Source organism: Caproiciproducens faecalis (genome assembly GCF_019448085.1).
Taxonomy (GTDB): Bacteria; Bacillota; Clostridia; order Oscillospirales; family Acutalibacteraceae; genus Caproiciproducens; species Caproiciproducens faecalis.
Window position 1 is genome coordinate 803,121 of record NZ_JAGFNZ010000001.1, and the last position, 19,833, is coordinate 822,953.

Below are 19,833 nucleotides of genomic sequence, written 5' to 3' on the forward strand. Positions count from 1 at the left end.
GTCTTCATGCCTAAATGATTGATCAAAGTCGATATCAATGATTACTTTTTAGCGGATTAATTCAAAAGGAGAACGAGCATACCACCTATCAGATATACGTGTTCGGATTTAGCGCGGTTATCTCCACCGTGGTAAAAAATAGCATAATTTCCTTAATTTAGGAAATTATGCTATTTTGGTATAAAACGTTTAATTTTGCATTATAACGGTGACCTGCCCCCCCAAACCGTCCAGATAGTAAGTTAGTAATCACCTGAAATTTTCTTGGCATATTCTGTTGGCGTCAAATTATCCAAAGAACTGTGCGGCCGAAGTTGGTTATATTCGTTTCGCCAGCCTTCAATGATTTCTTTCGCCTCATAAAGATTTTTGAACAGGTTTTGGTTTAGGCATTTTTCAATACCTCATAACCAATATGGTGAATCTTATATATAGCAACAGTCTGATGAGCGCGGAAGGGGAGACGGCAACCCAAAAACTGAAGGATGTTATCAATACTCCATACATATTAGCCGTTGAAGGTGCTGTCGCAACAGCAAACAGCGGCTATTACAATATCATTGGATCTATGGACGGAAAACCACTTACAGCTCTTTCCGCAGTCGAATTTCTTGGGTCACGGGCATTACATGTTCTTGCGGTGGGGGCCTGTGCGGTTCATGGTGGAGTATCGGCTGCAAAACCGAATCCGGCTGGATGCGTAAGTGTTACGAGTGTATTGCAAAGAAAAGTTATTCAACTTCCGGGCTGTCCCTGTCACCCCGATTGGTTCACCGGCACACTCGCGCATTTGCTGCTTTATGGAGAACCGGAATTGGATAGCCGGAACCGACCGGTTATGTTCTATTCACAGACAATCCACGACCGCTGTGAAAGAAGGTCTTTTTTTGACAAGGGGATTTTTGCGAAAAAACTGGGCGACGAGGGGTGTATGTTCAAATTAGGCTGCCGTGGGCCCGTCACACCGATTGACTGCCCCATCCGTAAATGGAATGGGCACATTAACTTGCCGGTTGGCAGCAGCACACCGTGCATCGGCTGTGCGCAGTTCGGATTTCCGGATAAGATGGAATCTTTTATCAGCTATGATGTCATAAAATCGGAGGAGTAAAAATTGCCGAAAGAATTTTGATTAATCCGCTTACAAGAATCAGCGGATTTTTGCAGGTGGAAGCGGAAGTTGAAAACGGCGTTGTGAGACAGGCCATGAACAGCGGCCTATTGTTTCGCGGATTTGAAAAAATCCTTCTGAACCGTAGTCCCTTGGACGCAGTTTGTTTTACCCAGAATAATTATTCAGCTGAGCTCGTAGTAGCCGGAACATTTGCAGCGCATGGATGGAATGTTGTCGTACTAAGCCTTTAAAACAGCTTGAATGCTAGTTTTTATTTTGACTTTAATCAAGGTGCCCGGGGTTCGGATCCCCGATGGTTCAACAGAGACAGGTGTGATCAAATGGTCATACCTACTTTTTTCGTCCTGCGGGGGATTCGAACCCGAAAGGGTTTGAGTGTGAAGACATGGCGCCGGTATGTTTTCAGCGAGGAGTGGTGCAGCGGCTCTGCGTAAGTCCGTTTAAAACTGAATATCCTAATTAAAGTGCTTTTATGCTGTCCGCACAAAATGGGGCGATACTTTACTGTCTGGGGTGAAGCTCAAATTTAAGCGGTGTCCATTATTCTTTAGGAGGCTTTCGCCTCAAAGTCAAACCATTGGCTTTTATCAATGCTAATTGACTTTCGCAAAATATTTCCATCAATTTAAAATATTCCCGACAAACATAGCAGTATATAACGGTTATTTTATCCTGAATCGTAAAAAAACAGACTTGATTTGGATTGGTTGAATGTATAAAAAATAGAAAGCTAAAAGAAAAACACGCGTGGAATCAAGGGGAGATATACATTGAATATACAAAATAAAATATATTTTGTAATTAATTTGGCTTTTAAAAAATATTGAAATTGACGATATAACAAAAAATATTTTAACTTAATATGTTTATATTTCATAAAAATTGACTTTGCATTTGAATTATATGACTATGGATATTCCTAAAAAAAGATGCTATAATAAATCCAATATACAAAATAATGTATATTAAGGAACTTTCAGTACGGTTCATAACGAAGGAGGTGATATTTTGCAGGCGGGCAAATTAATGCAAAAGGTCGGAATCATTGTCCAGACACTGGCAGGCAGGTTTATTCCGCTGCAAATCGGCGACCGGATTTCTACGATTGAAGAACTGACCGTGGAGTACAAAATTTCGCGCGGAACTATTCAGGCCGCGCTGAATCTGTTGCAGGAAGATGGGGCGATTGCATTTCAACCGCGGGGCCACATGGGTACTTTCATAACGGAGATTGACCGGCCCAAGCTGCTGGAACTTTCGGGAATTAAGACGATAGTAGGGGTTATGCCGCTCCCTTATTCCAAAAAATACGAGGGGCTGGCAACTGGGCTGTACACCTCTTTGCAGGACAAAGGGCTGAGCGTGGCGCTTGCCTTTATGCATGGATCAAACTATCGTCTGAACGGGCTTTTGGAAGGCCGTTATGATTTTGCGGTGATGTCCCAGCTTACCGCTCAATATTATGTCGAGCGGGGAGAGAACATCTCTGTGCTTGAGAATTTCGGTAGGTTCACCTACGTTGGAAAGCACGTTTTGCTGACACGGGAGGACTGCAAAGAGAATTTCGAAAATTGCAGGGTCGGAATCGACTATTCTTCTGTGGACCAAAAGATGCTGACGCAGTCTTTTTTTGCAGAGAGGCAGGTCGAGTACGTTCCGCTGATTTACAGTCAAATTGTACCGTTCCTCTCCACAGGAAAAATCGATGCCGCCGTGTGGAATTTGGACGACATAGATCTTAAGGGAAACCATCTCCGTTTTGAAACTCTGGATGAAAAGAAAATCAATATTGTCGACACGGAAGCTGTGATCGTTTGTAAAAAGGACAATCTGAGGATTTGCCAGATTATCCGCCAGATGTTGGAGAAGGAAAAGGTTCTCGAGGTCCAGAAGAGCGTGATTGACGGCGAAATATTACCGAAATACTAAAAAAGGAACAGGCAACGATGGATATAATGGAGCGAATTAACCTGATGAAAGAATGCGGAATGATCGACGATCCGGCTTGCGTTGATCTGGTGAGGATTGTTAAAATTTTTAAAGAGGATTTTCAGTTTGACCTGACTGAAGAAAACGGCGGAGTCATGATAACCCATATTGGTGCGGCGATTAACAGGCTAAAGTCTGGTGAAGAAATTGAACCCTTGGGTCGTGAGGTTTTAAAGCAGGCAGAGGAGGAGCCTTCCTATCCTACCGCACTTGCAATATTGGATCAGGTAAAACAGGAAATGGTCTGTAAGCTGCCGGATATCGAACAGGAATTTTTGCTGGTTCATATCTGCAATACTTTGGCGGCCAATTAAAAGAAAGGATGTTCTTGTAAATGAAAATTGCAATCGGCGGACTGAGTAAAAATGTCACAGCGGCTGCGGTTCAAAAATTTTCCGGGGGGAAAATTGAAACCGTGATTACTACAGACATAGGCGCTGTATCAATGCTGAAAAAAGGGGAGGTGGATTATTATTTCGGCGCTTGCGAGAGCGGCGGTGGTGCGGCGATATCAATTCTGATCGGAATGATCGGATACGCCAAGTGCTGCACGGTGGCAAAAAATGGGCAGGTTGTAAAGAAAGAGAATGTGGAAAAGTTTGTGAATGAGGGGAAAATCGCTTTTGGGATGTCGGTGGAAAGCATTGAGAAGACCGTCCCATTATTAGTCGAAGCATTGTTGGAAAAAAGTGGGGAATAGCACAGAACCAAAATATTAAGGAGGAAAGACATTATGACAGGGAATTTTTCGGTACTGAATTTTACAGTGGTAATCATACTGTGTGCATTTACGGCGTTCCTTTCCCACATGGGTATGGCGGTGTTCCACGACGGGCTTCGTCCCGTCATTCCGGAATACATTGAGGGGCGGATGAAGCGTCCCGAACTCGGGAGTATTGCATTCGGACTGAGCGTAGGGTTTATCGCGTCCGTCGGTATCGCGCACACCGTGGCAACCGGACTTTTGAACCCGTGGCTGCTGTTTCTGACCACGGATATTTTGGGAATTATTTCCCCAAAGAAATGGATCGCACCGATTCTCGGCGGTATTTGGGGCGCTCTGACTCTTACAGCCTTGGGCTTCATTAATACGGTTTTGACCGGTCTGCCGGTAAATTTCATCGGAGCTATGGGGGAAATCAGCAACCCGGTCGTTTCCTGTTTTGCACTGTTCCCGCTGATAGCGATTTTCATGCAGTTCAATGCGAAAAAAGGTATTATTTCTACTGTAATCACTTTTGCCGTTCGCATTCTGCTTACAAAATTTGTCCCATCCCTTTCTGCGGATGCTATGGAAATGTTTGTGGGCATCGTACTTCTTATCGGTTTCGCGGTTGTACAGGACAGCAAGCTAAAGCACACCGGTGAAGAGGAAGAAAATGTTTTCTCCGTGCGCACAGCCAGAATTCGGAAAAATATTGTTTTCCTGATGATCAGCGGAGCCTTGATTGCCGTGGCCTGTAATATACATATTTTCGGCGGTTCAGAGGTTTCCATCTATACGCTGGCTAAAGCTTATAAGTCGACAGATCCTGCCACATCTTCCGGCCTGATTCAGCAGGCGGCTCTTTCCGAATTTATGAGAGGCCTCGGTTTCATTCCACTGATTGCGACAACCGCGATTACAACCGGCGTTTATGGTGTTGCCGGGTTTACCTTCGTTTACTGCGTCGGCTATCTGATGCCGAATCCGGTCTTTGCGGCCATCGGCGGTGCCGCTGTCATCCTGTTGGAAGTTTTGCTCCTTGGCTGGGTCGGTAAATTCCTTGGCAAGTTCCCGTCCATCCGTGACGCTTCCGATAATATCCGCACGTCAATGACAACTGTGATGGAGTTTGCGTTGATCATCGGTTCCATTAATGCTGTTGTTAAAATGGGCGGATACACCGGCTTCTTTATTGCGGCTATGATTTATTTCATCAACGAAATGACAGGAAAGCGCATTATGAAGATGGCGATTGGTCCAGTGGCAGCTATTGCGACCGGCGTTATCCTAAATCTGTTGTGCTATGTTGGGCTGTTTGTGCCTATCAAATAAAAAGTAAAGCAATTTAAGCAATCGACAGGCGATCTGGGCAAAATTGCGGAGAGCTCCGCAATTTTGCTGGGTTGTCTTGCAGGAAGGAATATAAAATGATACAAACGGTTCGTGGAATCATTACAAAAGAAGAACTCGGCATCACTATGAGCCATGAACATCTATTGCTGGATTTGAGACCGGTCAGGCATGATGAGGTTTCTATTATCGACGATCTGGAGCTGGTTTCCGGTGAATTGAAGCCGGCAATCGAAATGGGGTGCCGCTCAGTCATTGAGGTCACCACTGTCGACATGGGACGAAATCCGGAAGGGCTTCGCGAACTGTCGAAGAGAACCGGAATCAATATTATCACTTCTACCGGTTTCTATTTGAAAGATTATCACAGCGACTGGCTGCAAAAGGCGCCGGTGAAGCAGTTGGAAGACTTTTTTGTAAAAGAAATTACTGTTGGAATAGACGGAACCAATATCAAGGCCGGAGCAATCGGAGAAGTTGCTTCTTCGGAGAAAATTTACCCCAGTGAACAAAAGGTTCTGACTGCTGCGGCGAGAGCATCTAAACGGACCAACGCGGCGGTGTTCACTCATTGTGACATGGGTCTGCTCGGCTTGGAACAGATTGATTTAATGCTGGGGCAGGGAATGGCTCCGGACAAGCTTGTTATCGGGCATACCGATTTGACGGCGGACGCAGATTATCAGACTGAGATACTGAGAGCCGGAGTGAACCTGGCATTCGACACGGTTGGAAAAAACAACTATCTTTCCGACGAAACGCGTGCGGAAGTTTTGATGCGTTTGCTCGAAGCCGGATGGGAAGACCATTTGCTGCTTTCCGAAGATGTTTCCAAGCAAACTTACCTTATTAACTATGGCGGACGCGGGTACACCGCTGTGCTGGGATATTTCGTACCCCTGCTTTGCGCAAAAGGCGTGGGCGAGGTGCAAATCCGCAAAATGCTTGTGGAAAACCCGGCCAGAATTCTTGATCGGTAAAAACTGATTAAAGGAGGATATGTAAAATGGATACGTTTCCCCTTTCATCCCTTACTTTGGAACAAGCCAAAGCGTTGCAGTTCAGAATTGTTGATATCGCAATGCGGCATTTCGACGGATTTCAGATTTTATCCGAAGGTGATCTCGGTGTTGTAAAGGGAAAAAATAAACCGGAATATACAAGAAAAGTTGAAAATATCATTGCGGAACTTTTTCATGCCGAAGATGCGGTTTTAGTACGCGGCGCCGGGACAGGCGCTATCCGCTGGGGGCTAGCGTCCATTTTAAGACGCGGCAGAAAGCTGCTGGTGCATTCCGCCCCCGTCTATCCTACGACACAGGTTACGCTGGAAACGATGAACGCGGAACCGGTGCGTGCGGATTTTAATTGTACGGGAGAAATCGAAAAAACGCTGGATGAGAACCCCGGTATTACGGCGGCGCTAGTGCAGTTAACCCGGCAGAAAATAGACGACAGTTATGACTGTGGTGAAGTGATTCAAACAATTAAGTCGAAAAATCCATCCGTCAGAATTCTCACGGATGATAACTATGCGGTTTTAAAGGTGCCGCAGATTGGTGTTCAGTGCGGCGCCGACCTATCCGCTTTTTCTTGCTTCAAGCTTTTGGGGCCCGCAGGGGTCGGAGCCTTGGTCGGTAGCGGAGACCTAATCCGATATGTGTGCGACTGTAATTATTCCGGAGGAAGTCAGGTGCAGGGCTACGAAGCAATGGCTGTTCTGCGCGGCATGGTTTATGCCCCCATGGCTTTGGCCGTTCAGGCCGAGGTTGGGGAAGAACTGGTAAAAAGGCTTCGTTCCGGGGAAATCCCCGAAGTGAAAAATGCTTTTCTTGCAAATGCGCAATCCAAGGTGCTGCTTGTAGAATTTCAGGAAGATATTGCGGAACAGGTACTGGAGTGTACGGCAAAACACGGAGCAGCCGCCTACCCTGTGGGCTGCGAGTCCAAATTTGAATTTGTTCCTATGATGTATCGTATTTCAGGCACAGTTCGCCAACAGGACCCCGCGCTGGAAAAACGGATGATCCGCATCAACCCCATGCGGGGCGGTGCGGAAACCGTGATGCGGATTCTTAAGGAGTCGCTGCAGGAAACGAAACAAATGAAAGGTGAATAAATTAAATGTTTTTAAAAAAAACATTGGAACGAAATCGTCCGCTGATTGAGACAGCGGTTAAAATGCATAAGGAAGGACTTCTTTTTCCGGATACTTATTTGGTGGACATGGATGCGCTGCTTGCCAATGCGTCTGCAATTAAAAGTCATGCGGAACAGAACGGGATACATCTCTATTTCATGCTAAAACAGTTAGGAAGAAACCCTGAGATTGCCCATGAATTGATTCAACTGGGTTATGACGGAGCCGTCGCAGTGGATTTCCGTGAGGCTGAGTCCCTCATCGACGAGGGGATTCCAATTGGGAATGTGGGCCATCTGGTTCAAACGCCGCGTGCGGCGCTGAAAAAAATACTGGAATCCGACCCGGAATATATGACGGTTTATTCTTTGGAAAAGGTAAGAGAGATCAATGACATCTGCGAGAAGCTTAGCGTGACACAAAAGCTTATGCTGCGGGTGCTAGGGGAATCCGATACATTGTATTCCGGGCAGTACGGCGGTTTTTCGCTGAACACGCTTGCGGAAACGGTAAAAGAAATCTCTAAATTTAATCATGTTCGCATTGCAGGATTGACTTCATTTCCCTGCTTCCTATTTCAGGAGGAAACCGGGATCATCGAGCCGACCCCGAACGTCGGTACGTTGCAGTCGGCAAAAAAGCTGTTAACCGATTTGGGGCTGGAAATCGAAGCAATGGACATGCCCAGCGTCACCTGTTCCGAAAGTATTCCTCTGATTCGCAAATTCGGCGGGACACACGGCGAACCGGGTCACGGTCTGACCGGAACCACACCTATGCACGCGGTCGAGAACTGTGAAGAAATACCGGCGCTTATTTATCTCAGTGAGATTTCCCATGAATGCGACGGGAAGGCCTATTGCTATGGTGGGGGGCATTATCATCGTTCCCATGTAAAACAGGCGCTGATCGGCGCACCGGAGGAAGGAAAGTTCCTCGATGTGATTCCTCCTACGGATGAGAGTATTGATTATTATTTTGGCCTGAATGGTTCTGCACGGGTTTCCGACAGTGTCGTCATGGCGTTTCGCACTCAGATTTTTGTAACGCGCAGCCAGGTTGCGCTGGTCAAAGGCATTGCAAAGGGGGAGCCCGAGATCATGGGGATTTATACCTCTTTGGGACAAAGGCTGAAATAGGCAGGAAAGGAGAACTTCATTGAAGAAATTCATGATTATTGTTTTGGACGGCTTTGGAGTCGGACAGATGGAAGACGTACCGCGAGTTCGCTCACAGGACACGGGTGCCAACACATGGCTGCACATTCTGGCCCAAAATCCGGAACTCAGGCTTCCTACGCTGGAAAAGCTCGGACTGATGAACATTGCCGGACAGGAATCACCCACGATGAAATACAGCCGCAGTGCGACTTTTGGCAGGGCCAAACTGATGCATACCGGTGCGGACACCTTTTTCGGGCATCAGGAGATTGTTGGGACAAAACCTCAGGAGCCGTTCGGAGAGCCGATTCGGAACCGGATTGAACAGATTCATGACACGCTTACCAAAAACGGGTATCACGTAGAGTATTTTCAGGGTGGGGCCGAACGGATTCTGATTGTGGAGAATGCCCTGACGGTAGCGGATAATGTGGAATGCGACCCGGGTCAGGCGTTTAACGTCACGGCGGCAATCGATACGATTGAGTTTGAGGAAGTTCTGAAAATCGGGAAACTGGTGCGTTCTGTCTCCAAGGTCCCCCGTGTAATCACCTTCGGCGGCCGCGGTGTTACGATTCAGGACATTCTTGCCGCGGTGGAAGAGCATGAAAACGGTTACATCGGCGTCAGCGCACCGAAATCGGGAGTTTACAACCGGGATTACCATTGTGTCCACTTGGGCTACGGGGTTGACCCAGAAGTGCAGGTTCCCACGATTTTGGGCCGGGCCGGTTTTCCGGTAACACTGCTTGGCAAGGCTGCGGATGTGATTCAAAATCCCTTTGGCACAAGCATCTCTATTGTGGAGACCTCGCAGGTGCTTGGGAAAATGATAGAAATCGCGGAAAAAACGGAGGTTGGCTTCCTTTGCTGCAATGTACAGGAAACGGATCTTGCAGGGCATCAGCAGAATGTAGAAAAATATGCGCAGATTCTGGAAACGGCTGACCGGTTGATCGGGCATCTGATGGAAGGAATGGGAGAAGAAGATATTCTGGTTGTCATGGCAGACCACGGCAACGACCCGACAATCGGGCATCCGCACCATACTCGGGAATGTGTTCCCCTTATGGTTTATGGGCGCGCTATCCGGCCGGGCAGCATTGGCACACGCAATACGCTGTCTGATGTAGGCGCTACGGCGGCTGATTATTTTGGGGTGCAAAGGCCGGAAAACGGAACCAGCTTTTTGCCGATGATTCGATAAGCAGACGCAATATCACTCCAATAATATTAATAAAAAGGCAGGTTGAAAAAATGCGGACTTTTCAGTACACGGTCAAAGATCCCGAAGGGCTTCACGCCCGTCCGGCGGGAATGCTTGCGAAATTCGCACAGAGTTGCACTTCTTCTATCAGCATTGAAAAGGGAGGGAAAACCGCAGACGCCAAGCGGCTGTTCGCCGTAATGGGACTGGCAGTAAAGCAAAATGACATTGTTACTTTTACGCTGGAAGGAGAATCTGAACAGAAGGACTGCGCAGATTTGCAATCCTTTTGCGCGCTAACATTTTAGGCGGATGACAGCAATGAAAATGATTCGTGGAATCAGGGCGTCGGGCGAAATGGCAAAAGGGCGATGATATCCTCTAATTCGCTTTTACGGGCACGCAAGCGGTTTATTTCTTCCTCCAATTCGGGGAATTCCACTCTGTATAGAGCGGCTTATATCATCGCTGGCACCGGCGATTCCATCGTTCTGAACACCACGGATTACCAAATTCCGGAAAACGGACGCTACCAGATCGGCGCAAAGCTGGCCGGAAGTAAAGCGGCTTCTGTAAAGGTCTATTCCACGAATGACAAGACGGCGACCGTGACCAGGCTGAAAAAAGGCAATTACCAGGTAACCGGCAAAAGTTTTGGCACGGCATATATTATGTACGATGTGTACGACAGCAAAAACAATCTGCTGACTCACGCTTCCGTCCGTGTGGACGTGAAAAGGGGCGTAAAGCCGAATGGCAATTCCGCAAGGCAGTACGGCATCTTCTAATTGCACAATAATACCAAGATATATGGTACAGGCCCGGATTAACCCAATTCATTGGATTAGTCCGGGCCTTGCTCTTCAATACACTCTGGAAAGCACTCACACAACGCAAAATCAGGCTGCTGTGTGGTATGTGAAAGTAGTACATACAAGAGATTGCAGACCGGCGCAGGCATAAAGAAAAGTCCATATAAACAAAATGTTCCCTGCAAACTTTTATGGCTTGCAGGGAGCATTTTGTTCTTATCAATGCCTTTTCGCATGAAGGTTTAGGAAAAGCACCAGCAATCCATTTACGAAATAAACGTGTTCGGATTTAGCGCGGTTATCTCCACCATAAACAAAAGGACGCCCCAAAGGGCGTCCTTTTGTTTATTACGGAACATGCCCGCAGGCAAACTCCGGCGCAAGGAAAGGGAAACCCGTTCGGTTACGATATCTGCAATCAAAACGAAAGCACTCGCGGAACGCGGGTGAAAACAGCGCCACCCGACTCTCGTCATCTCCACCATCGCCTTGGAACCCGCATGAATTCTGGGTTCCAAGGCCTTTTTGATTTTATAGCACAGCCGAATAACACACATTGTCCTTGCAAGCTCATATTTGAAATGATCCCAACAAGGAGACAAAAAATTTAATTAAACAACCGAAAGGGCTTGTTGCCGTGAATTGAAGTCGGCAAGCCCTTTAGTATTGCCTTGATTCTTCGATTGCTATTCTGTCCATTTGCAATCGCTGCTTTTAACTGGTGGCCTTCCCATGTGAACTGCATCTGCTGACTGTTGATATCCTGATGATAAAGAACTGAATTCCGATGTCGTCATAGGTAATTGTCGTGAGATTCACCATTGTAATTTGTTAGCAGGTCTTTCCATAGGAATGAGATTTGTCAGTATTAGTTCCACAAAATACATCTCCAAACCGTTTTCTCCATTAATCTGCCAATGTCTCCGATTCAATCCTTTGGGGGAAACATCCGCACGATAAAAAGAAACCATGTATGTTTTCGCAAGTAGCTACTTTTGGTTACCACTCATAAAGCGTTTCCTAATCGTCAATCATTTAACAAATAGAAATGCCGAAAAATTTTTGCTCCGGGATTGGTGCAATCCGCCCTCAGTTTTCTTTATATAACTCAGTGCTGTATCTGTTTGTTTCCTTCTGAATTTTGAAAAAACGGGAAATATTTTGCAATGAATTTTTGCAAACTTTCATGTCATATAATTTATCTCCGAATAAAATATAATGCCTAAATAAAAAAGAGTTTGATTAAAATAACTATTTATTTAAAATTAGTATAGCACATTTGCTATAAAATTAATAAATAATCAAAAATAGTAAAGTTTTCGTTGACTTTGTTGCATTCCGATGCTAAAATATTATCAATTGAAAGCGGAAAAGTATTTGGCAAAGGCGTCAAACTGGTTTTTATCATTTTGCAGCCTTTGCTAAATTATTATTCATTATCAGGAATTCATAGCCGCTTTTAACCGATTCTTGGCTCGGAGCTTTCCAGTTTCATTGCGAATCGGGCTTGATGATGAATAAAGTCTCTTCAAAACTTGTGCTTATGAGGTGGTTAACGATGAAAAAGCTCGCTGCGATGCTACTTGCCATGACAATTCTTCTCTCCGGAACGGCCGGCTGTAACTCCTTTACCGGAAAATCCGGTGAAACGTCCGGCGGAACGGAATCTGGAGCCGCGCAGACAAAATCCGTAAGTTTTTACCTGGAAAATGAAATTCCGACCCTAGACCAGTTTGCCGCGTCAGACAACATCGCGTTCAATGTTCTGAACAACATTTCAGAGGGGTTGTACCGTCTGGACACCAACAATGTCCCCCAGCCCGCTCTCGCGGAAAAATGCGACGTTTCGGAAGATAAGCTTTCCTACACCTTTACGCTGCGCGACGGCCTGAAATTCAGCAACGGCGATCCCATTACCTCGAAGACTTTCAAGGAAACCTGGCTTAAACAGATGAAGGCAGACACTAAAAACAACTATGCGTTTATTATGACCGACTACATTGTCAACGGAATGGAATACTCCGAAAAGAAAATGGACGCGGATAAAGTCGGCCTTGAGACGCCGGACGACAAAACCCTTGTGGTGAAATTGAAAGCCCCGACCCCGTATTTTCTTTCCCTTACGGCCTTCGTACCGTACTACGCGGTTGATATGGACTTTTACAAAAATAAAGGTGCTGACTATGCACTGAACAAAGACAATCTTGTTTACTCCGGTCCTTATATGCTGAGCCAGTATGACGCCGCTGCCGGCGCGACATTGGTAAAGAACCCGAACTATTGGGACAAGGACAGTGTAAAAGTCGACACGGTTACCATTAAGATCATCAAGGAGCAGAGCACAGCGCTTAACCTTTATAAAGCGGGTCAGCTCAGCCGAGTAAAGCTCTCTGCTACGGATGTGCCCTCCTACAAGGATGACAAGGAATTTACTACGCACTCCATCTACCGCACCAACTTTATTCAGTTTAATACAACCGCTGAGGGCACAAAAAATGTGAATATTCGTAAGGCACTCAGTATGGCCATCGACAATAATACGCTGATGTCCACCATTTTGAACAACGGCTCCGAAGCCGCGAACGGCGTAGTTCCAAAAGGTATGAGCAGCGGAATTGCTGGAAAAACCTTCGGTTCCCTTCAGGGTACGCTGACGAGCTTTAACGCGGAAAAAGCAAAGGAGTACTGGGAAAAGGGTGTTAAGGAGCTCGGCGGAACAATCCCGCAGATAACGCTTGTTCTGGACGATGACACGGAGAACAAGGACGTCGGCACCTACCTGCAAAGTCAGTTCAAATCGGTGCTCGGCATTGACGTAACGCTCGATTCCAAAACCAAGGAAGCCAGAAGAGCCCTGATGAAATCGGGTAAATATCAGATGGGCCTGAATGCGTGGGGTGCTGACTACGACGATCCGATGACCTACCTGCAAATCTGGACAGAAAATACCAACAGCTTCCGCGGTAACTTCAAGGATACAGACGCCGCGAACGACTACGCAAATCTTATTAAAGCGGCCCATTCTGAAAAAGACACGGAAAAACGTGCCGACTTCCTTCTTCGGGCGGAAAAAAGCCTGATTGTTGACAACGCCGTGGTTGCTCCGCTCTACTACATGGGATCTGCTTACCTCGTGAAATCAAACGTGAAAAACTTGGTGGAACCCAATAGTGGCATTCTGGAACTGAAATATGCCAGTGTAGAATAACCCGGCGGCATTCCACGCAAAAGAGCAGGCTGTTGCGGTGCAACAGCCTGCTCTGCCGTGAACCTGCCGCCTGTCTCAAAAGGAGGAGGCAATTTGAAAACATATATTCTGAAGCGGATCGCGTATCTTTTCGTGACTTTGCTTGTCATTATGACCGCGACCTTCTTTTTAATGCACAGCCTTCCTGGAACACCCTTCGACGAGGATAAGATCAGCAAGCTGAGCCCGGAACAGCAGCGGCAGATCTATGCCAGCTACGGTCTGGATCAGCCCGTCCACGTTCAGTACTTCAAATACCTAGGCAACGTCTTTCAGGGGGACTTCGGGACATCAACGCTGTATGCCGGTCACCCGGTCAGGAACATTCTCATGTCGCGTATCGTTCCTTCCGCCATCGTGGGAATTCAGGCCGTTCTCATTGGACTGGCTATCGGGCTTTTGTTGGGTGTGGTGGCAGCGTACCGGCACAACACATCGCTTGATTACCTGACAATGGTCATTTCCGTGCTGGGAATTTCCGTCCCCAACTTTGTTGTTGCGGCACTGCTGCAATATCTTTTCGGCCTGAAGTGGGGTCTTTTACCGGTTGCATACTGGGAAAGCTACTCATCCTCCGTGCTGCCCTCGTTGGCGCTGTCCTTCGGAGTGATTGCACAGATTGCGCGGTTCATACGCACGGAAATGCTCACGGTACTGCAACAGGACTACATCCTTATGGCGAAGTCGAAGGGACTGAGTCCGGTACGGATTCTTCTGCGCCACGCTCTGCGCAACTCCATGCTGCCGGTGCTTACCATACTCGGCGCCATAACGGTGAACGTGCTGACGGGTTCTCTCGCTGTTGAGAGCATTTACAGTGTGCCGGGCATCGGAAGCCTGTTCGTAGACACTATTAAGGCGAACGACTATTCTACCATAATCGGCCTTACGGTTTTTTATAGCGCATTCTATGTAGTGGTCATCCTGATTATTGACCTTCTCTACTGCGTAATCGACCCAAGAATCCGGCTTGCGTCGGCGAAGGAGTGATACAGTTGCAAAACACGGAATTGACGGACGACCTGTTCTCCCCTGCTCGCTCGGGCGCGGTGGAACGGGAAAAAATATCGCGGCCGATGCGGTCCGGCTTTCAGGACGGATGGTTTCGCCTGAAGCAGAACAAGGGCGCGGTCGCCGCCCTCGCCATCCTCCTTGTTCTGGTGGCTCTCGCGTTTCTTGGCCCTTTACTTACAAAATACGATTACTACACCACAAACTATGGTGCCATTTTCCAGTCCCCAAGTGCTGAGCACTGGTTCGGTACGGATAAATTCGGTCGCGACCAGTGGGCTCGCGTATGGTACGGCACGCGTATCTCCTTGCTGATCGCCGTGGTCGCCGCCACGTTGGATCTTCTCGTCGGCGTGACCTACGGTTCGATTTCCGCCCTGCTCGGTGGTCGGACGGACGCCGTGATGCAGCGAATCGTGGAGGTGCTCGTAGGAATTCCGAACCTGATTATCGTGATTCTTCTGATGATGGTGATGCCGGCTGGCATAGGGACGTTGATTATTGCAATGTCCATTTCCGGTTGGGTCAACATGGCGCGCCTGGTCCGCGCAGAAATCTTGAAGCTGAAAAATCATGAGTTTGTGCTCGCGGCCCGTTTGCTCGACGCCTCCAACGGGCAGATTATTCTCAGGCATCTGATCCCCAACACCGTGGGCGTTATCGTCATCAACACGATGTTTACCATTCCGTCCGCCATTTTTACGGAAGCGTTTCTCAGCTTTATCGGCATCGGCCTTCAGGAGCCGAAGGCTTCGCTGGGCGTTCTCATCAACAGCGGGTTTCAGGTCATCAACAGCCATCCCTACCTGCTGTTCATCTCGGCGATCGTGATTGTTCTGATTATGGTCTGCTTCAGCATTCTTGGCGATGGTCTGCGCGATGCGTTCGACCCGCAGATGCGTGTTTAGCGCGAAAAGGGGGTTCGAAAAATGAGCTTATTGGAAGTCAGCAATCTGCACATCAGCCTGCGCACGCAGGACAGCGTCGTAAAGGCCGTGCGCGGTGTCAGCTTTTCGCTGGAGCCAAAGGACACCCTCGCCATTGTAGGGGAGTCCGGTTCCGGAAAGAGCATGACGGTTAAGGGAATTATGAAACTCCTGCCGAAGGCGGGTCGTGTGACGGATGGGAAAATTGTTTTTGATGGAACGGATATTACACAATTCGGTGAACGCCAGATGCGGAAGCTGAACGGTTCTGAAATTTCCATGATTTTTCAGGATCCGATGACGTCGCTGAACCCGACTATGACCGTCGGAAAACAAATTATGGAGGTGCTACACGAGCACAAAAAAATGAGCGCGCAGAACCAAAAGGCCCGCGCGGTGGAACTTCTCTCTCTTGTGGGCATCTCTTCGCCGGAAAAACGGTTTGGGCAGTATCCGCACCAGCTTTCCGGCGGTATGCGCCAGCGTGTGGTCATTGCCATTGCGCTGGCCTGCGATCCGAAAATTCTCGTCGCGGACGAACCGACCACAGCACTGGACGTGACGATTCAAGCGCAGATTTTGGAACTGATGAAGTCCCTGCAGGACAAGATCAGTACCTCTATTATCCTGATTACCCACAACCTCGGGGTTGTCGCCAATATCGCGAATAAGGTCGCTGTCATGTACGGCGGTGAAATTGTTGAAAGCGGGACGGTGGACGATATTTTCTATGAAGCGCAGCACCCTTACACGCTGGGTCTGATTGCCTCTATCCCGAAAATCCATGAGGAGTCCGTCACTCTGAAGACCATTCCGGGTACACCGCCGGACCTGATCGACCCGCCCGCCGGCTGCCCGTTTGCTCCCCGCTGCGACAAAGCTATGAAAATCTGCCATCTCCGCCAGCCGGAGAATAAGCAGATTAGCGGCACGCACCGCTCCGCCTGCTGGCTGCAGCATTCCATGGCAAAACAAGCGGCCGAAAAGGAGGAGCATCATGAGTGAAGTTTTGCTGGAAGTAAAGAACTTGAAAAAATATTTTCAAGTGGGAAAAGCACAAACCCTAAAAGCGGTGGACAACGTATCCTTTCAGATTTACAAAGGGGAAACCCTTGGCCTTGTGGGGGAATCCGGCTGCGGAAAATCAACGCTCGGCAGAACGATTATGCGCCTCTACCACCCGACGGACGGCGAGGTCTTCTACGAAGGCAAAAAAATCAGCGGATCCGTTTCCAAAGAGGAAAATCACGAGTGCTGCCGAAAAATGCAGATGATTTTTCAGGACCCGTACATGTCTCTTGATCCGCGCATGAAGGTCGTTGACATCGTAGCGGAAGGCCTCAACTCGCGGAACTCTTCCATGAGCAGGGGTGAACGGGAAATGCAGGTGGTGCGGCTGATGGAAATGGTCGGTCTGCAGAAAGAGCACATCGGAAGGTTCGCGCATGAATTTTCCGGCGGGCAGCGGCAGAGGATCGGCATTGCCCGAGCACTGGCCATACACCCGGAATTCATCGTGGCAGACGAACCCATCTCGGCGCTAGATGTCTCCATTCAGGCGCAGGTGGTCAACCTGCTGCGGCAGCTTCAGGACGAGCTGGGGCTAACCTACCTGTTCATCGCGCACGACATCTCCATGGTAAAATACATCAGCAGCCGCATCGGCGTCATGTACCTCGGCAGCCTCGTGGAACTCGCGCCGAGCGGGGCGGTGTTCGACCGCCCGCTGCACCCGTATACGCAGGCGCTTCTGTCAGCCATACCGCTGCCGGACCCAAGGGCAGAAAAAAATCGTAGCCGCATTGTTCTGGAAGGGACGGTGCCAAGCCCCGTCAACATCCCGGAAGGCTGCAAATTTTGTTCGCGCTGCCGGTACGCGACGGACGAATGCAAAAAATCCACCCCGCAGTTCCGTCAGGTGGAGGAAGGGCACTGGGTCGCGTGCCACCGGTATGCAAACCAATAAAGACAACGCGAAGGCTACGTGTTTGAGCTGGAATTCGATTCGTTGATGAAGTGAATGACTTCATGTGCGGATGACACCAGCCGGTCGTAGTCTTCTCCCATTTCCAGCACCACGCCGGAGGCGATAAGGTTCACCAGCTCAATCGGCAGGGAATACGAATTGTAAAATACCCTTGTTGCCGTATTGCACAGGTAATTGATGCTGTTAGGGGTCACAACCGGCGAATCCGGACTGTCCGTAATGGCGGTCACGTTCGCGCCGCGGTACTCCGCAAACCGGACAATGCTGCGCATGGCGGCGTAGTAGCGTGGGAAGGAAATGGCAATGACATGGTCGCCGGGCCTAAGCTTGACGAGGCTGGCCTGTACGCTGTCTATGTCCTCTACACGGACGGGTACGGCACCCGGAATCAGTGGGGATAGGCGGCGGTAAAAGTAATCCGCCATAATGGCGGATACACCCTGTCCGCAGATCAGCACGGTTCCGGCCTGCAGAATCAGACGCGACGTTTTTAAAATCTTCTGCCGGGAGAGTGTATCAAAAAATGCCGTGCTCTGCGCGCGCGCGCCGTCCAGAATCTGTTGCATGACGGCGTCCTTGTCCTTCCGCTCCGCAGCTGGAAGGTCAAGGGAAAAATAGCTGGTTTCCATAGAATTCTTAACGAGGCGCTCCGTATGGGTACGAAAAGCCTGTTTCAACTCCACAAAGCTTGTAAAGCCTAGGCGTTTGCACATACGCAGAATCGTGACCTCCGATACGCCCATGCGTCTACCCAGCTCGCTGAGAGACGCATAGCAAACTTCTTCGGGGTTGGACAACAGCGCGTCCAGAATCTCCTTCTGTTTGCGCGTCAGGTTATCGTAATTCCGATTGATATTTTGAAAAGACTCATCCCTCATGGCTAGGCCTGCTTTCTTCTGTTTTTCTTCGATTAAAAAATATTATAGCGCAAATCCAGGTAAAATGGAAGAACCCGCGGCCTCACCGGCACAGGGAAACTTTAAATACAGCCGCATCTCGCAAAGCGGCAGTCTGGAGCACCTATGTTACTGATTAAAAATATTCGAATTGATCCTGAAAACCCGGCGGAAGTGTCGGACATATTTATCGCGGGAGGCAAAATACAGGCCGTTGGCACAAAGCTTGCGCCTGATCTTCCGAATCTTACCATCATTGACGGGGACGGCAGAACCGCCGTGCCAGGCTATATCGATCAGCACGTCCACATTCTCGGCGGGGGCGGAGAAAGCGGGTTTGCCAGCCGCGTCCCAGAGCTTCAGCTTTCAGAATGCGTACGCGGCGGCGTTTCTACGGTTGTGGGGCTGCTCGGCACTGATTCTCTTACCCGCAGTGTGGAAAACCTGGTGGCCAAAACCAAGGCGCTCAAAAGCGAGGGTCTGACGGCTTTCTGCCTGACCGGCGCTTACGAATTTCCTTCCCCCACGCTGACGGGCACGGTCAAAAAAGACATCGCGTTCATTGATGAGGTCATTGGTGTCAAAATCGCGATTGCAGACCACCGGTCTTCCAACCTCGCAAAAGGGGACCTGATTCGTCTGGCATCGCAAGCGCGTCTGGGCGGCATTATTTCCGGCAAGCCCGGCATCGTCCATCTGCACGTCGGAAGCGGAAAACGCGGCCTAGGCCTGCTGTTCGATATTCTTGAAACGGAAGACTTGCCCATCAGCGTTTTCCGACCCACGCATGTGGGCAGGGTATTCGCGGACGCTGTCCGTTTCGCCGGAATGGGCGGTTACATCGATTTTACCGCGGACGAAGGTGGCGGGGAAACGGCGAGAATGCTTGCGAGAGCGTTCGAGCAAGCTCCCGTTGACCGTATCACGCTCAGCACGGACTCCAACGGAAGCATCCCGAAATGGAACGACCGCAAAGAGCTTCTCCGTATGGGTGTGGGTCAGATTTCCTCAATGCACCGGACCGTGAAGACACTTGTTGAGGAATGCGGGGTCCCGCTTTCGATGGCTTTACGTCCCGTCACAACGTCCGTGGCAAAGGCGCTCGGTCTGGCGGATCGGAAAGGATGCCTTGCCGTCGGTTACGACGCCGACTTGAACTTGCTGGATGACCGACTCAGCCTCAGTATGGTTGTCACGGGCGGAACAGTCATGATGGACGGAGGCCGCGTGCTTCGAAAAGGCATGTTTGAACCGTGAATTCTATCGG

At 48.9% G+C, this 19,833-nt stretch carries 21 protein-coding genes; 18 read left to right on the forward strand and 3 right to left on the reverse strand.

What is annotated here, in order from left to right; translation table 11 throughout:
* Positions 1-242 precede the first annotated feature (242 nt).
* Positions 243-401 carry an integrase core domain-containing protein gene (locus tag J5W02_RS14880; RefSeq protein ID WP_219964448.1) on the reverse strand — a complete coding sequence of 53 codons (159 nt, stop codon included), beginning with the start codon at positions 399-401 and terminating at the stop codon, positions 243-245.
* A 5-nt stretch (positions 402-406) separates the two neighbouring features.
* Between J5W02_RS14880 and J5W02_RS03755 the strand changes: the two genes are divergently transcribed.
* The 12 genes from J5W02_RS03755 to J5W02_RS03810 all read left to right on the forward strand — a co-directional run bounded on the left by J5W02_RS03755 (position 407) and on the right by J5W02_RS03810 (position 10,475).
* The gene (locus tag J5W02_RS03755) at positions 407-1,111 is read left to right on the forward strand and encodes a hydrogenase small subunit (protein WP_330659672.1); all 705 of its coding nucleotides are present in this window, start codon (positions 407-409) and stop codon (positions 1,109-1,111) included.
* A 17-nt stretch (positions 1,112-1,128) separates the two neighbouring features.
* The gene (locus J5W02_RS03760; protein ID WP_219964293.1) at positions 1,129-1,365 is read left to right on the forward strand and encodes a hypothetical protein; all 237 of its coding nucleotides are present in this window, start codon (positions 1,129-1,131) and stop codon (positions 1,363-1,365) included.
* 796 nt (positions 1,366-2,161) lie between these two features.
* Positions 2,162-3,064 carry a GntR family transcriptional regulator YhfZ gene (gene yhfZ, locus J5W02_RS03765; protein ID WP_219964294.1) on the forward strand — a complete coding sequence of 301 codons (903 nt, stop codon included), beginning with the start codon at positions 2,162-2,164 and terminating at the stop codon, positions 3,062-3,064.
* A gap of 26 nt (positions 3,065-3,090) precedes the next feature.
* Positions 3,091-3,438, forward strand: a complete 348-nt coding sequence (locus J5W02_RS03770) for a PRD domain-containing protein (RefSeq protein WP_219964295.1) — start codon at positions 3,091-3,093, stop codon at positions 3,436-3,438.
* Between the two features lie 20 nt (positions 3,439-3,458).
* Positions 3,459-3,824 carry a DUF2620 family protein gene (locus J5W02_RS03775; RefSeq protein WP_219964296.1) on the forward strand — a complete coding sequence of 122 codons (366 nt, stop codon included), beginning with the start codon at positions 3,459-3,461 and terminating at the stop codon, positions 3,822-3,824.
* Positions 3,825-3,857: 33 nt separating this feature from the next.
* Positions 3,858-5,162 carry a YhfT family protein gene (locus tag J5W02_RS03780; protein WP_219964297.1) on the forward strand — a complete coding sequence of 435 codons (1,305 nt, stop codon included), beginning with the start codon at positions 3,858-3,860 and terminating at the stop codon, positions 5,160-5,162.
* A gap of 95 nt (positions 5,163-5,257) precedes the next feature.
* Positions 5,258-6,160 carry a phosphotriesterase family protein gene (locus tag J5W02_RS03785; RefSeq protein WP_219964298.1) on the forward strand — a complete coding sequence of 301 codons (903 nt, stop codon included), beginning with the start codon at positions 5,258-5,260 and terminating at the stop codon, positions 6,158-6,160.
* Between the two features lie 26 nt (positions 6,161-6,186).
* On the forward strand, positions 6,187-7,299 hold the full coding sequence (locus J5W02_RS03790) for an aminotransferase class V-fold PLP-dependent enzyme (RefSeq protein WP_219964299.1): 1,113 nt from the start codon (positions 6,187-6,189) through the stop codon (positions 7,297-7,299).
* A gap of 5 nt (positions 7,300-7,304) precedes the next feature.
* Positions 7,305-8,459, forward strand: coding sequence for an alanine racemase (locus J5W02_RS03795; protein WP_219964300.1), 1,155 nt, complete (start codon positions 7,305-7,307; stop codon positions 8,457-8,459).
* A gap of 19 nt (positions 8,460-8,478) precedes the next feature.
* The gene (locus J5W02_RS03800) at positions 8,479-9,687 is read left to right on the forward strand and encodes a phosphopentomutase (protein ID WP_219964301.1); all 1,209 of its coding nucleotides are present in this window, start codon (positions 8,479-8,481) and stop codon (positions 9,685-9,687) included.
* Positions 9,688-9,737: 50 nt separating this feature from the next.
* Entirely contained in the window at positions 9,738-9,995 is a 258-nt protein-coding gene (locus J5W02_RS03805; protein ID WP_219964302.1) for an HPr family phosphocarrier protein, read from the forward strand.
* A 63-nt stretch (positions 9,996-10,058) separates the two neighbouring features.
* Positions 10,059-10,475 carry a hypothetical protein gene (locus J5W02_RS03810; RefSeq protein ID WP_219964303.1) on the forward strand — a complete coding sequence of 139 codons (417 nt, stop codon included), beginning with the start codon at positions 10,059-10,061 and terminating at the stop codon, positions 10,473-10,475.
* Between the two features lie 290 nt (positions 10,476-10,765).
* Here the strand turns inward: J5W02_RS03810 and J5W02_RS03815 are convergent, their stop codons facing one another.
* Positions 10,766-11,017 carry a hypothetical protein gene (locus J5W02_RS03815; protein WP_219964304.1) on the reverse strand — a complete coding sequence of 84 codons (252 nt, stop codon included), beginning with the start codon at positions 11,015-11,017 and terminating at the stop codon, positions 10,766-10,768.
* Positions 11,018-12,057: 1,040 nt separating this feature from the next.
* On the opposite strand from J5W02_RS03815, the gene J5W02_RS03820 reads away from it, so the two are divergent.
* From J5W02_RS03820 to J5W02_RS03840, 5 genes are all read left to right on the forward strand, one after another.
* Positions 12,058-13,707: a peptide ABC transporter substrate-binding protein gene (locus J5W02_RS03820; protein ID WP_219964305.1), complete on the forward strand. Its 1,650-nt coding sequence runs from the start codon at positions 12,058-12,060 to the stop codon at positions 13,705-13,707.
* 93 nt (positions 13,708-13,800) lie between these two features.
* Positions 13,801-14,736: an ABC transporter permease gene (locus J5W02_RS03825; protein WP_219964306.1), complete on the forward strand. Its 936-nt coding sequence runs from the start codon at positions 13,801-13,803 to the stop codon at positions 14,734-14,736.
* Positions 14,733-15,665, forward strand: a complete 933-nt coding sequence (locus tag J5W02_RS03830) for an ABC transporter permease (protein ID WP_330659657.1) — start codon at positions 14,733-14,735, stop codon at positions 15,663-15,665. Before J5W02_RS03825 ends, J5W02_RS03830 begins: the two co-directional genes overlap by 4 nt.
* Positions 15,666-15,686: 21 nt before the next feature.
* The gene (locus J5W02_RS03835) at positions 15,687-16,688 is read left to right on the forward strand and encodes an ABC transporter ATP-binding protein (protein ID WP_219964307.1); all 1,002 of its coding nucleotides are present in this window, start codon (positions 15,687-15,689) and stop codon (positions 16,686-16,688) included.
* Positions 16,681-17,649 (forward strand): ABC transporter ATP-binding protein, encoded by a 969-nt coding sequence (locus J5W02_RS03840; protein WP_219964308.1) that lies wholly within the window; start codon positions 16,681-16,683, stop codon positions 17,647-17,649. Before J5W02_RS03835 ends, J5W02_RS03840 begins: the two co-directional genes overlap by 8 nt.
* Positions 17,650-17,663: 14 nt before the next feature.
* Here J5W02_RS03840 and J5W02_RS03845 read toward each other — a convergent pair whose 3' ends face one another.
* On the reverse strand, positions 17,664-18,548 hold the full coding sequence (locus tag J5W02_RS03845) for a MurR/RpiR family transcriptional regulator (protein ID WP_219964309.1): 885 nt from the start codon (positions 18,546-18,548) through the stop codon (positions 17,664-17,666).
* A gap of 144 nt (positions 18,549-18,692) precedes the next feature.
* Here J5W02_RS03845 and iadA point away from each other — a divergent pair, with 144 nt between their 5' ends.
* Positions 18,693-19,823, forward strand: a complete 1,131-nt coding sequence (gene iadA, locus J5W02_RS03850) for a beta-aspartyl-peptidase (RefSeq protein ID WP_219964310.1) — start codon at positions 18,693-18,695, stop codon at positions 19,821-19,823.
* Positions 19,824-19,833: the final 10 nt, after the last annotated feature.

Excerpts from the sequence above, each read along its gene's own strand:
- yhfZ (WP_219964294.1), top strand. The coding sequence starts at position 2,162 with ATGCAAAAGGTCGGAATCATTGTCCAGACACTGGCAGGCAGGTTTATT.
- J5W02_RS03770 (WP_219964295.1), top strand. The coding sequence starts at position 3,091 with ATGGAGCGAATTAACCTGATGAAAGAATGCGGAATGATCGACGATCCG.
- J5W02_RS03775 (WP_219964296.1), top strand. The coding sequence starts at position 3,459 with ATGAAAATTGCAATCGGCGGACTGAGTAAAAATGTCACAGCGGCTGCG.
- J5W02_RS03780 (WP_219964297.1), top strand. The coding sequence starts at position 3,858 with ATGACAGGGAATTTTTCGGTACTGAATTTTACAGTGGTAATCATACTG.
- J5W02_RS03785 (WP_219964298.1), top strand. The coding sequence starts at position 5,258 with ATGATACAAACGGTTCGTGGAATCATTACAAAAGAAGAACTCGGCATC.
- J5W02_RS03790 (WP_219964299.1), top strand. The coding sequence starts at position 6,187 with ATGGATACGTTTCCCCTTTCATCCCTTACTTTGGAACAAGCCAAAGCG.
- J5W02_RS03795 (WP_219964300.1), top strand. The coding sequence starts at position 7,305 with ATGTTTTTAAAAAAAACATTGGAACGAAATCGTCCGCTGATTGAGACA.
- J5W02_RS03805 (WP_219964302.1), top strand. The coding sequence starts at position 9,738 with ATGCGGACTTTTCAGTACACGGTCAAAGATCCCGAAGGGCTTCACGCC.
- J5W02_RS03810 (WP_219964303.1), top strand. The coding sequence starts at position 10,059 with ATGATATCCTCTAATTCGCTTTTACGGGCACGCAAGCGGTTTATTTCT.
- J5W02_RS03820 (WP_219964305.1), top strand. The coding sequence starts at position 12,058 with ATGAAAAAGCTCGCTGCGATGCTACTTGCCATGACAATTCTTCTCTCC.
- J5W02_RS03835 (WP_219964307.1), top strand. The coding sequence starts at position 15,687 with ATGAGCTTATTGGAAGTCAGCAATCTGCACATCAGCCTGCGCACGCAG.
- J5W02_RS03840 (WP_219964308.1), top strand. The coding sequence starts at position 16,681 with ATGAGTGAAGTTTTGCTGGAAGTAAAGAACTTGAAAAAATATTTTCAA.
- J5W02_RS03845 (WP_219964309.1), bottom strand. The coding sequence starts at position 18,548 with ATGAGGGATGAGTCTTTTCAAAATATCAATCGGAATTACGATAACCTG.
- iadA (WP_219964310.1), top strand. The coding sequence starts at position 18,693 with ATGTTACTGATTAAAAATATTCGAATTGATCCTGAAAACCCGGCGGAA.